The organism is Aurantimonas sp. DM33-3, assembly GCF_014334315.1.
GTDB lineage: Bacteria > Pseudomonadota > Alphaproteobacteria > Rhizobiales > Rhizobiaceae > Aurantimonas > Aurantimonas coralicida.
Genome location: NZ_JACSGS010000011.1, coordinates 104,624 through 116,997 on the forward strand (window position 1 = coordinate 104,624; position 12,374 = coordinate 116,997).

Here is a 12,374-nt window from a genome sequence, read left to right on the forward strand (position 1 = left end):
TCGGCGACTTGCCGCACCCCCATTCCAAGCGAGACCCGACGGGCAGGATGTTCATCATGACAGAACCAATTTTTCATACCGGAGCCTGGGCGATCGCGCTGATCGCGATCGTCGTCGTCTCATGGTTCCTGTACCGCTACCTTGCGCCCAGTACGTGGAAGGAATGGGCCAGCGTGGGCGTGGTCCAGGCCTTCATCATCGCACTTTACGCCGAGATGTACGGGTTCCCGCTCACCATCTATCTGCTGGTCCGGTTCTTCGGCCTCGATCAGGGCTATCTTAGCGCCAGCCTCTGGTCGACGCTGCTGGGTCTAGGTGAGACCGGCATGATGATCGCGATGCTTCTCGGCTACACGATCTCATTTGCCGGCATCGGGATATTCCTGCAGGGCTGGCGTCAACTGCACAAGGCCCGGCAGGAAAATCGGTTGGTCACGGAAAGTCTCTACGGATTGGTGCGGCACCCGCAATATACCGGTCTCTTCATGGCGCTTGCCGGGGAGGGCCTCGTTCACTGGCCCACCGTCTTCTCCGTCGCACTGTTTCCCGCCATCGTGGCCGCCTACTACTTTCTAGCAAGAAGCGAAGAAAGAAAAGTCGAAGAGGAATTCGGTGATGCCTACCGCGTTTACCGGAGGCAGGTGCCGATGTTCATCCCGCGCTGGGATCAGTGGCGCACCATGATTGCTACGCGCGAGGATACGCCGAATTGAAACGAACCATGGACGCCACGCCAGACAGAACGTCGGACTACAAGGCCAACAGCCTTTCGCTGAGCGGCGCAGTCGCCATGGGGACCGGCGTGATGATCGGGGCGGGCATCTTCGCGCTCACGGGGCAGATCGCCGAGCTCGCTGGTCCGCTGTTTCCCCTCGCCTTCATCGCGGGGGCCGTGGTTACGAGTTTTAGCGCCTACAGCTATATCCGCATGTCAAATGCCTGGCCGTCCTCGGGCGGAATCGCGATGATCCTGCAAAAATGCTACGGTCAGGGTGCGATCGCGGCAGGCGCTGCGCTCTTGATGGCGCTCAGCATGGTCATCGCCGAAAGCCTAGTGGCGCGGACATTCGCAACTTATGTCTTGAGGCTCTTCGACATTACGGGCGGGCCGCTGGTGCCGGTGCTTGCTGTCGGGGTGATTCTCTTTGCCTTTGTCGTCAACATTGCCGGCAATCGGTCAGTCGGTCTGTTCTCGCTGGTCATGGCCTCGCTCAAGATCGGCGGGATCGCGCTCTTCGGGATCGCGGCCTTGTGGGCGAGCGGCTTCTCCTTCGCCGCCGCCTCCGAGACCGGCAGGGACTTCACCGCGACCGGTTTTGTCGCTTCGGTGGCGCTGGCCATTCTTGCCTTCAAGGGCTTCACCACGATCACCAACAGCGGTGCCGAAATCACCGAACCGCACCGCAATGTGGGCCGGGCGATCATGATCTCGGTTGCGCTGTGCGTCGTCGTCTATATGCTTGTCGCCTTCGGTGTCGGATCGAGCCTGACCATCGACCGGATCATCGACGCGCGCGACTATTCGCTGGCCGAGGCAGCAGAACCCGCGCTTGGCCAGGGTGGGTTCCTGCTGACCGTGCTTCTTGCGGCCGTGGCGACCGCATCAGGCGTACTGGCCAGCGTCTTTGCGGTGTCGCGGATGCTGGCGATGCTCACCGACATGAGGATGATCCCACACAGCCATTTCGGCATGTCCGGTCCGATCAAGCGCCACACACTGATCTACACCGTCGTCACCGCCTCGACCATGGCTGTTTTCTTCGACCTCGGCCGCATCGCGTCGCTGGGTGCGTTCTTTTATCTGTTTATGGACATGATCATCCAGTGGGGCGTGTTTCGTTACCGGCGACAAGAAGTCGGCGCGGCAGGGACTGTCCTGTTGGCGGCAATCGGCTTCGACGCGGTGGTGTTTGCCGCTTTCACTGTGATGAAACTGCAATCAGATAAGCTTATCGTGATCGTTGCCGCAGTAATTATTACTGCGATTTTCGGTATTGAGCGACTGTACCTAGGGCGATGGATAAAAGTGGTAGGAAATGGCCACACAGTCAATAAATTTGGCGCATCATGACCTTTCTCTATGCGAAACGATCAGTCGATTTGGAACCACACTGGAGGACGCAATTAATAGCCGATCCTGTCGAACACTTTCAAAAAAGAGATGAAAGTCGATGGGGGCAGGCTTCGGGCAAAAAGGGGGGAAAGAAGACTGCGCTGTTGGCCACCGCCGATGTCGTGCTGGAGCGGTCCCATCCCCGTGCCACCCGCCGGATCATCATGGCAAGCAGAACCACATATCGGAAGATGGTGCAAAATCTCAGGTGGGCGGCGGGCCACAACATCTTCGCTGCTTCCCTCGCGGCCGGTTTCCTTGCGCTCTGCGGTGTCCGGCTCACGCTCGCCGTGGACGCGGTGCCCACGTCGGCGAGCAAGGTCGCGTTGGCGATCGACACGCAACTGTTGAAGCGGATCAAATTGTGAACTCGTCGGTGGGCGCTTCCGCTCCGTCTTGCACGCTCTTCCCACGGGATTACGACGCTGTTCTGTTCGATCTCGATGGCGTCTTGACCAAGACAGCGACCGTGCACGCCGCTGCCTGGAAAAGACTGTTTGATGAATTCCTCAATAAGCGCTTCGGTGACCTGGGCGAGCCTTTCGTTCCCTTTGACATCAAAACCGACTATCGACGGTATGTCGACGGCAAGCCGCGCTTCGATGGCGTGATCACTTTTCTCAAGGCACGCGGCATAGAACTGCCGCAGGGGACGCAGGCAGACGGACCCGAAGTCCAAAGCGTGCACGCCCTAGGGAATCTCAAAGACAAGTATTTTCTGGAGCACCTCGATCAGCGCGGTGTCGAGCTCTTTGAAGCGGCAATCGCGCTAGTGCGAGCACTGCGGGCGCAGCAGATCAAGACGGCCGTCGTCTCCTCGAGCAACAACTGCGCGAAGGTGCTGGAGACGACTGGCATTGCGCACCTGTTCGATACGCGAGTGGATGGGAAGGACATCACTCGGCTCGGGCTCAATGGTAAGCCGGCGCCAGATGCCTTTCTAGAAGCGGCGCGGCGCCTCGGGATCGAACCCTCCCGAGCGGTCGTCGTGGAGGACGCGATTGCTGGCGTCGAGGCGGGGCGGGCGGGCCGGTTTGGCTGCGTCATTGGGGTCGATCGCGGGGGGCAATCGTTGGCGCTGCGTGAAGCCGGGGCCGATGTCGTGGTCACCGATCTGGCTCAGGTCCAGGTCGCGGCGGATTCTCCGTCGGCGTGGTCACTGGTGTTCGACGGGTTTGCACCGGCGCACGAGGGTATCCGCGAAGCCCTATGCACCCTGGGGAATGGCTATTTCGCGACGCGGGCCTCCGCTGCCTGGGCGAGAGCGGACGGCACTCATTATCCAGGAACCTACCTCGCCGGCGGTTACAACCGGCTGCGTACCAATATCGCCGGGCGGGTGATCGAGAACGAGGATCTCGTCAATTTGCCCAATTGGCTCGCCCTCGAATTCCGCATCGCCAATCAGGATTGGTTCGATGCTAGGTCTGTCACACTGCTTTCCTATCGTCAGGAACTCGACCTGCGGCAAGGCATGCTGTTGCGGACGCTGCGCTTCGAAGACGAGCATGGGCGACGCAGCCAGTTGCGCGAGCGGCGCCTGGTCTCGATGAGCGACATGCATCTGGGCGCGCTGGAACTGGCGCTGACCGCCGAAAACTGGTCGGCGAGCGTAACGGTGCGTTCGGCGATCGACGGGCGCATCGTCAACGCAGGCGCCAAGCTGTACCGAAAATTCAACAGCAAACACCTGGAGCCGCTAGCGGGTGAGGCCGTCGGCGAGGACGGTGTCTGCCTGCTGGTGCGCACCAGCCAGTCGAACATCCATTTCGCCCAGGCTGCACGGACTCAGGCGTTCCTCGACGGACGGCCGGTCGATCTCCTGCGCCGGACCATCAAAGATCCGGGCTATATTGGGCATGAGTTGGAGATCGATGTAAAGCAAGGCCAGACACTGGTGCTGGAAAAGCTCGCCTCTTTCTATACTTCGCGCGATCACGCCATATCCGAGTGTGGGCTTGCGGCGCGCGAGGCCATCGGACGTGCGGGACAATTCGATGTCGTAATGGCGGATCATGTCCTGGCCTGGAAGCACTTGTGGCACCGCTTCGACGTGCATATTCGGCCAGCCGATCCCGGGTTCAAGTTGAACGTCTCAATGCTGCTTCGGTTGAACATGTTTCACCTGTTGCAAGCCGTATCGCCTAACTCCATCGGACTGGATCACGGCGTGCCCGCTCGCGGCTGGACCGGGGAGGCGTACCAGGGCCATGTTTTCTGGGATGAACTGTTCATTTTCCCCTTCTTCAACCATCGGATGCCCGAGATCACGCGGTCGCTTCTGATGTATCGCTACCGGCGCCTTGGTGAGGCGCGCGAAGCCGCCCGCAGCGCCGGTTTCAAGGGGGCGATGTTTCCGTGGCAGAGCGGAAGTGACGGTCAGGAAGAGACCCAGGCGGCCAACCTGAACCCTCGCTCAGAACGCTGGATACCGGACAATTCTTACCTGCAACGACATGTGGGAAGCGCCATTGCCTACAATGTTTGGCAGTATTTTCAGGTCACGCACGACCTTGAATTTCTGCATTCCTACGGTGCAGAAATCATTCTCGAAATCGCCCGCTTCTGGTCCAGCCTCGCTACATTCAGTGACGAACGCGGGCGGTACGAAATTCGCGGCGTGATGGGCCCCGACGAGTTTCACGACGGTTATCCGAATAAAGCAATGCCCGGACTCAATAACAATTCCTATACGAACCTGATGGCCGTGTGGGTGATGTGCAGAGCGCTGGAGGTGTTGGACCTGCTCTCCGACCTACGCCGCGCCGAGCTAACGACGCAGATGGGGCTGTCGGCGGAGGAGATTGCGCGCTGGGACGATATCAGCCGCAGGATGTACCTGCCCTTTCACGAGGACGGGATCATCAGCCAGTTCGAGGGCTACGACGAGCTACCCGAACTCGATTGGCAGCACTACCGAGCCCAGTACGGCAATATCCAGCGGCTTGACCTCATTCTCGAGGCGGAAAACGACAGCGCAAATCGCTACAAGCTTTCGAAGCAGGCCGATGTGCTAATGTTGTTTTATCTGTTCTCATCGGAGGAACTCAGGGAGCTGTTCGCGCGTCTGGATTATCCTTTCAACTACGAGACAATCCCGAAGAACGTCGCCTACTATTCCGCACGCTCATCCCACGGCTCCACGTTGTGTCGCGTGGTCCACGCCTGGGTCTTGGCGCGCTCCGACCGGCCCCGCTCGATGATATTTTTCGCCGAGGCGCTGCAAAGCGACGTGGCCGACATCCAGCAAGGCACCACCTCGGAAGGGGTGCACCTTGGAGCCATGGCAGGGAGCGTCGACCTGGTAGAGCGCGTCTCCACCGGCATTGAAGTACAGGCCAATGTTCTACGGCTCAATCCAGAGCTGCCGCAGGAGATGGAACGGCTCGATATGCGCATTCGCTATCGGGGACATTCGCTCGACTTGCGGCTTACCCGCGACGCCCTCACGGTCCGTGGGCGTGATCGCGAAGCGGCACCGATTTTACTGGGCGTCGCAGGCAAAGTGTACGAGTTCGCGGCCGGCACTACCCGAGTGTTCACCCTGCATGACGAGGCAGCCAAACGCGCGACTCTTCGGAAGGAGTCAGATTGATGCCATCCGGAGGGCGCATCCTGACGGTCAATGGCGGCTCCTCGAGCATCAGGTTCGCGCTGTATCAGATGGGCGCCCAGCCCCGGAAGGGGCTGCACGGCAAGATCGAGCGCATCGGCTCGCCCGGAACCCGTTTCGTTTTCGTTGACCCCGCCCGGATGCAACAGAACGAACTAGGCATCGGAGAATTCGATCATCGCTCAGCGGGAAATTTCCTGCTTGATTGGCTTGAAGAGCAGATTGGTTCCTCGTCGATCACGGCAGTAGGCCATCGCGTCGTCAACGGCGGCGACAGGTATCGTGAGCCACATCGGCTCACGCAAGAGGTTCTGGAGGAGCTGCGCCGTATTAGCGCCTATGCCCCGGAGCATCTGCCTTCAGAGATCGAACTGATTGGCATGGTTGACGAGCGGATGCCGGGTGTGCCGCAGCTGGCGTGCTTCGACACCGCCTTTCACCGGAATATGCCCCGAGTTGCCAAGATCCTGCCCATTCCCCGGCGCTTTGCGGCGAAGGGGGTCGAGCGCTACGGCTTTCACGGCCTGTCATATGAATTTCTCATGGAAGAGTTCGCGCGCGTGGCGGGTGTCGAAGCAGCAAAGGGGCGCGTGATTCTGTGCCATCTCGGAAACGGATCGAGCCTCGCAGCCGTCAGCGACGGAAAGAGCGTTGACACCAGCATGGGGTTTACGCCCGCGGCAGGCGTTCCCATGGCCACGCGTTCCGGCGATCTGGATCCCGGGCTGGTCTGGTATCTGGCGCAAACCGAGCACATGACCGCGCAGCAGTTCCACCAGATGATCAACAAAGAGTCCGGGTTGCTGGGCGTCTCGGAAACGAGCTCCGACCTACGGGACTTGTTGGCACGCGAGGCGAACGATATTCGGGCTGCGGAAGCCGTTGCTTTGTTTTGCTACCAAGTAAAGCAGCGGATCGGCGCTTTTGCCGCAGCGCTTGGCGGGCTGGACACGATCATCTTCGCGGGTGGCATCGGCGAAAATGCATCCGTGATCCGCGCGCGCATCTGCGAGGGCCTCGGCTTTCTCGGTGTCCATCTCGATGAGGACCGGAACGCAACCGGCGAGCCTGTCATTTCCGTCGACCACAGCAATGTCCGGGTGCGTGTCATTCGTACCGACGAAGACGTAATCATCGCGAAGGCCGTCTTCCGAATGCTCGCCGGCACCGAAACCAGCCAGCACGCCCAGCTCGAGGAATAGGCCCATGAACAAACCGCTTACGACTGATCTCCTACAAAAAATGAACGCCTATTGGCGTGCAGCCAACTATCTCTCGGTCGGCCAAATCTATCTGTATGATAACCCGCTGCTTAGAGTTCCCTTGAAGCTCGAACACGTGAAGCCGCGTCTGCTCGGCCACTGGGGCACAACTCCAGGGTTGAACTTCATCTATGTGCATTTGAACCGAGTCATCGACGAGCGTGACTTGAACATGATGTACGTCACCGGCCCCGGGCACGGCGGCCCGGGTCTCGTGGCCAACACTTATCTCGAAGGAAGCTATAGCGAGCTCTACCCGGACATCTCGCAGGACGAACTGGGAATGAAAAAGCTGTTCAAGCAATTTTCCTTTCCCGGCGGTATTCCGAGTCACGTCGCTGCGGAAACGCCGGGCTCCATCAACGAAGGCGGTGAACTCGGCTATTGCCTGTCACACGCCTACGGTGCGGCCTTCGACAATCCCAACCTTCTCGTCGCTTGCGTGGTGGGCGATGGTGAGGCGGAAACTGCCGCTCTCGCCACCAGCTGGCACTCGAACAAGTTTCTCAATCCGATACGCGACGGTGCGGTCCTGCCGATCCTGCATCTGAACGGCTACAAGATTGCAGGCCCCACCGTCCTTGCCCGCATTCCCCGTGACGAACTCGAGTCGCTGTTCCGCGGATACGGCTTCACGCCGCACTTTGTCGAGGGCGATGACCCGATGGAGATGCATCAGCTCATGGCTACGACGCTCGACACCGTGATCGAGAGCATTCAGCACATCCAGCACGATGCCCGCGCCAATGGATTCAAGAGGCGTCCGCTCTGGCCCATGATCATCCTGCGCTCGCCGAAGGGCTGGACGGGCCCGAAGGAGGTCGATGGCAAACAGACCGAGGGTACATATCGCTCGCACCAGGTGCCGATGGGCGACATGAGCCACCCTGGACACGTGCGTATTCTGGAAGACTGGCTGGAGAGTTATCGCCCGCGTGAACTGTTCGACGAGATCGGCAGGCTCCGGCCTGAACTCGCTGAACTGGCCCCGAACGGCCTGCGGCGGATGGGCGCCAATCCCCACGCCAACGGCGGCCTGCTGTTGCGCGACTTGCGCTTGCCGGATTTCCGCGACTACGCGGTTAAGATCCCGAAACCTGGCAGCGTGAGAGCCGAAGCAACGCGAATCCAGGGTGAGATGATCCGAGACGTGGTGAAACTGAATCCCGAAACGTTCCGCGTTTTCAGTCCGGACGAAACAGCGTCGAACCGCTGGGGCGCCGTGTTCGAGGTAACGAACCGCTGCTCGACCGCGGAAATTGTTCCTGGCGACGACCACGTTGCGCCGGACGGCCGGGTGATGGAGGTCTTGAGCGAGCACCAGTGCGAAGGATGGCTCGAAGGGTATCTGCTCACGGGCAGACATGGCTTTTTCTCATGCTATGAGGCCTTCATCCATATCATCGACTCGATGTTCAATCAGCATGCCAAATGGCTTGACGTGGCGAACCACGTCCCATGGCGACGGCCGATTGCTTCCCTGAACTACCTGCTTTCGTCACATGTGTGGCGGCAGGATCACAACGGCTTCAGCCATCAGGATCCCGGCTTCATTGACCACGTCATGAGCAAGAAGGCGGAGGTCATCCGCGTCTATCTGCCGCCCGACGCGAATACCCTGCTTTCCGTGACGGACCACTGCCTACGCAGCCGGAACTACGTCAACGTCATTGTCGCCGGCAAACAGCCTTCGCCGCAGTGGCTCGATATGGACGCAGCGATCAAGCACTGCAACACCGGACTGGGTATATGGGAGTGGGCCAGCAGCGACGAAGGCAGCGAGCCTGACGTGGTGATGGCCTGCGCCGGCGATGTGCCAACCATGGAAACGTTGGCAGCCGTGGACCTGCTGCGGCAGCATTTCCCAGCGCTCAAGATCCGGGTCATCAACGTGGTGGACCTGCTGACGTTGCAGTCAAAAAGCCAGCATCCGCACGGCCTCAGCGACGCGGATTTCGATACCCTGTTCACCAGGGACAAACCCGTCATCTTTGCCTATCACGGGTATCCCTCGCTGATCCACAAGCTCACCTATCGACGAACCAACCACCACAATCTGCACGTTCACGGGTTCAAGGAAGAGGGGACAACCACGACACCATTCGACATGGTTGTGCTCAACGAGCTCGACCGGTTCCATTTGGCCAAAGCCGTTATCGACCGATTGCCGGAACTGGGCCCACGCGCTGCCAGCCTCGCGCAGTTCATCGGCAACAAACTCGATGAACATGTGCGCTACATCCGGCAGTACGGTGAGGACATGCCCGAGATTCGCGACTGGGTATGGGGATCGGACCGAGCGGGGGTCGAAAGCTCAGGGCGCGAATGAGCGACACGAAGCCACCGCGCCGTAAGCGGGCTGCGCCTCGAGCGAGCGGCGGGGTCGAACTGGAGCTCGCCGGTGTCGTGGTCGCATCGGATCCGACGCGAGCCCGAGGTTGATCGCGGCGGTGATCAAGGCGCTGAAGGTCAGCGCGTGATCGGACCGATCGGAGGAGCCCGGGTGATGGTGGCGATCCGGCCCGTCGACTTCCGCAAAGGTGCCGAGGAGGCCGCACTACGCGGCGGTTCTCGACGACGACCCGGTCTCCGACGAGATCCTCTGGGAGATGTGGGTCAACGGCTTCGGCCGAGCAGCCGATCTGAGGCCGCAGTGCTGGATAGCCATCGAGAAGAGCGGCGAAGAGGACGCCAAGGTCGCGCTCGCCGGACTTCTCCATCTCGTCACCATCGCTCGCGATCAAGGCGCCATGTCCGAAGACGACATCATGGCCTTCGACGAGACTGGACGGTTGCTCTTCAGCGTGCGGGGATGCTGAGTTCCAGCGCGAAGTGCAACACTCCACCGCCTATCTCGCCGGAGTCTTTGAGAGGCTGAGGTCATCCTCCTGCTCGGCCGCGCCATTGAAACCGCCTGATATCCAACAGCTTCGCTGAGAACAGGAACGAATGCGGTCGTGTCCCCAGTGATGGTGTAGGAGGCTGCGGGCGGAGCCGTCGGGGTAGCGCAGCGCGCGGCCGAGTGTAGTGCTGGCGGTCATCGCCGATCTTCGAGAAGGTTCGGGTTGCACACCTGGAACCTGAAACGGAGACGACGATGACCACCGAGAGAATGGCCCTTATCGAGCTGATTGCGAAACTAGCTTCGAAGCTTCACCCCAAACGCGCTGACCGCAAACTCTCAGTCACCGGACCGAGCACTTTGTGCAGATCGTCAAGGAATTGCAGCGCCATCGCTTCGGCCGACGCGCCGAGACGCTGCCCAGGGACCAGCTTCTGCTTGGCCTTGAGGAGGTCGAGCAGGGCGTTGCCGCTGACGAATCAGCCGAAGAGACAGCAGCCCCGGCAGTGCGGAGGGATTGAGCCGCCAAACGCCGAGCGAATCGGGGCTCGCTGCCTGCCCATCTGCCGCGGATCGAGACCGTCGTCGACATCGAGGACTGAGCCTACACATGCTGCCGGCATGCCTGCATGTCATTGGCGAGGACGTCGCCGAGCGTCTCGATATCGTTCCCGCCCCGTTCCGCGTGCTGGTCACCCACCGCCCTCGCTACGGTTGCCGATCCTGCGAAGGGATCGTGGTGCAGGCGACGGCACCGGCGCGGCTGATCGAGGGTGGCATTCCCACCGAGGCGACGGTCGCCCAGGTGCTCGTGTCCAAATATGCCGACCATCTGCCGTTCTATCGCCAGACCCAGATCTACGCCCGCCAGGTTGTCCATCTCGACCACTCGACGCTGGCCGACTGGGTCTGGCGGGCGGGGTTCCTGCTCCGGCCCGTCCATGAAAGGCTGCTCGGCACCTGAAGACGTCGTGCAAGCTGTTTTCCGATGAGACCGCCGCACCGGTTCTCGATCCTGGCCGAGGACGGACGAAGACTGGCCAGCTCTTCGCCTATGCCCAGGATGATCGTCTCTTTGGCGGCGATGATCCGCCTGCCGTCGCCTATGTCTACGCGCCCGACCGCAAGGCCGAGCGACCCATCGCCATCTCCAGGGAGGTTGGCGTTCTCCCGGTCGACGGCTATGGCGGATAAAAAGTGCTGGCCGAGAAAGGAGACGTTCGCCATTCCTTTCTGCCGGGGTCATCACATGGCGCCGTCGGCGCTGTTTGACCATTCCCAATTCGCGGTTGCGCGAGCGGCCCGGATGCAATTTCAGGTCAGGACACCAGCGCCATGAAGCTCTTCCAACGTGCGGTGCTTCGCTTGGACACCCGCATGTACCAAGCACCGAGCAGGCCGCCGAGGAGTCCGCCGAGCCCATCGACAATGAGGTCCCACATGGTATCCTCCAAAGGCGCCATCAGCGGCGAGCCCTGCGCGCCTTGCCCGAAGAATGCGTCCGATGCGAATTCGAGGATTTCCCAGAGCGCACCGGCGCCGAGCGTCAATAGGAAGATGCCCGACAGGTTCAGAAAGAAGCCGGACTGGAGTCTGCACGTCATCCGGAGCGTGTAGATCGTAAGAAACGACACGACGGCGAGGAGGCCAGAATTGCCGAAGTGAATGAGCTTGTCATAGAATGGTATCGCGTCGTAGAGGTCAAGCATGCGCCCGAGCGTCATGTCGGTGACTAACCACCACAGGACGAACAGCTCGATCTCGACGGGGATATTCAACTGACTTGTATGGGCGAGGAGAGGCGGCGCGACAATCAGCATCAGTGCGGCGAGGCACAGGAGCGTGTATAGGAGCGCGCCCTGGTAGAGGTGAACCGTCGCCGTCGCCATGATCAGAAAGCGCAGCACCCATGCGAGCCGGATCTCCCAGGAGGGAGCAGATTCGGGACCGGAAGTACCGAGATCATCGCGACCGGGCAGTTCATCGGATCCGTTCATCACGCTGCTCTCGTCCGCTGCATGCGATCCAGCGGGCCAGCCTAATAGGGTTCAGCGTCCGCAACGAACCGGATATCGCTCAGCATCCCCGAAATGCCGATACTGGAGGCAAGGACGTGAGTCCATCGGCCGTCCGCTGCTGAAATCCTGGTGCCGAACCGGCAGCAGGCGCCTACCGCCTCGCCACGATCCCCCCGGGCAAGGCAGTGATCATCTCCACCCCTGTCGTCAGTCATCAGTCGATCATAGACCGTCACTGCGATTCCGGCGAGCGCCGTAGAGATGAATACTCAGCGGAGCGTATCGAGATAGGGCACCCTCCGCCCCAGGGGGCGCTGAGACACTGAAGGCTTATTGAAGCCGACCGGAGGTGGTGACGGCTGGGAAGCGCGGAGGAGCCGCGGATGCAAAGACCTCGACGAGCAGATAGGGCTGTCGTCGATCACGGCAATAGACCATCGCGTCGACAACGGCGGCGCCAGTATCGTGAACCGCATCGGCTCATGCGGGAGGTTCAGTAGGAGTTGGAGCGACCTCGAGCAAACTC

General features: G+C 60.7%; 8 protein-coding genes and 1 pseudogene. 8 read left to right on the top strand and 1 reads right to left on the bottom strand.

The genetic code is table 11. The features are described 5' to 3' along the window. The first annotated feature begins 56 nt into the window (after positions 1 to 56). The 8 genes and pseudogenes from H9Q09_RS15425 to H9Q09_RS15460 form a co-directional block, all read left to right on the top strand. Positions 57 to 713 (top strand): isoprenylcysteine carboxylmethyltransferase family protein, encoded by a 657-nt coding sequence (locus H9Q09_RS15425; protein ID WP_187391762.1) that lies wholly within the window; start codon positions 57 to 59, stop codon positions 711 to 713. An 8-nt stretch (positions 714 to 721) separates the two neighbouring features. Beyond that, positions 722 to 2,071 (top strand): APC family permease, encoded by a 1,350-nt coding sequence (locus tag H9Q09_RS15430; RefSeq protein WP_187391763.1) that lies wholly within the window; start codon positions 722 to 724, stop codon positions 2,069 to 2,071. A 146-nt stretch (positions 2,072 to 2,217) separates the two neighbouring features. Beyond that, on the top strand, positions 2,218 to 2,481 hold the full coding sequence (locus H9Q09_RS15435; RefSeq protein ID WP_187391764.1) for a hypothetical protein: 264 nt from the start codon (positions 2,218 to 2,220) through the stop codon (positions 2,479 to 2,481). Then, positions 2,478 to 5,708 (top strand): beta-phosphoglucomutase family hydrolase, encoded by a 3,231-nt coding sequence (locus H9Q09_RS15440; RefSeq protein ID WP_348646310.1) that lies wholly within the window; start codon positions 2,478 to 2,480, stop codon positions 5,706 to 5,708. Before H9Q09_RS15435 ends, H9Q09_RS15440 begins: the two co-directional genes overlap by 4 nt. Beyond that, positions 5,708 to 6,928: an acetate/propionate family kinase gene (locus tag H9Q09_RS15445; protein WP_187391797.1), complete on the top strand. Its 1,221-nt coding sequence runs from the start codon at positions 5,708 to 5,710 to the stop codon at positions 6,926 to 6,928. Before H9Q09_RS15440 ends, H9Q09_RS15445 begins: the two co-directional genes overlap by 1 nt. A gap of 4 nt (positions 6,929 to 6,932) precedes the next feature. Continuing rightward, positions 6,933 to 9,317 carry a phosphoketolase family protein gene (locus H9Q09_RS15450; protein WP_187391765.1) on the top strand — a complete coding sequence of 795 codons (2,385 nt, stop codon included), beginning with the start codon at positions 6,933 to 6,935 and terminating at the stop codon, positions 9,315 to 9,317. 211 nt (positions 9,318 to 9,528) lie between these two features. Beyond that, positions 9,529 to 9,807 (top strand): hypothetical protein, encoded by a 279-nt coding sequence (locus H9Q09_RS15455; protein WP_187391766.1) that lies wholly within the window; start codon positions 9,529 to 9,531, stop codon positions 9,805 to 9,807. A 388-nt stretch (positions 9,808 to 10,195) separates the two neighbouring features. After that, positions 10,196 to 11,021, top strand: a pseudogene (locus tag H9Q09_RS15460) (IS66 family transposase); the annotation flags it as partial. A gap of 128 nt (positions 11,022 to 11,149) precedes the next feature. On the opposite strand, the gene H9Q09_RS15465 reads toward H9Q09_RS15460, so the two are convergent. After that, positions 11,150 to 11,827, bottom strand: a complete 678-nt coding sequence (locus tag H9Q09_RS15465) for a hypothetical protein (RefSeq protein ID WP_187391767.1) — start codon at positions 11,825 to 11,827, stop codon at positions 11,150 to 11,152. Between the last annotated feature and the right edge of the window lie 547 nt (positions 11,828 to 12,374).

What these genes read in the sequence shown, in the direction of transcription:
- H9Q09_RS15445 (WP_187391797.1), top strand. Translation starts at nt 5,708, where the DNA reads ATGCCATCCGGAGGGCGCATCCTGACGGTCAATGGCGGCTCCTCGAGC.
- H9Q09_RS15425 (WP_187391762.1), top strand. Translation starts at nt 57, where the DNA reads ATGACAGAACCAATTTTTCATACCGGAGCCTGGGCGATCGCGCTGATC.
- H9Q09_RS15430 (WP_187391763.1), top strand. Translation starts at nt 722, where the DNA reads ATGGACGCCACGCCAGACAGAACGTCGGACTACAAGGCCAACAGCCTT.
- H9Q09_RS15450 (WP_187391765.1), top strand. Translation starts at nt 6,933, where the DNA reads ATGAACAAACCGCTTACGACTGATCTCCTACAAAAAATGAACGCCTAT.
- H9Q09_RS15465 (WP_187391767.1), bottom strand. Translation starts at nt 11,827, where the DNA reads ATGAACGGATCCGATGAACTGCCCGGTCGCGATGATCTCGGTACTTCC.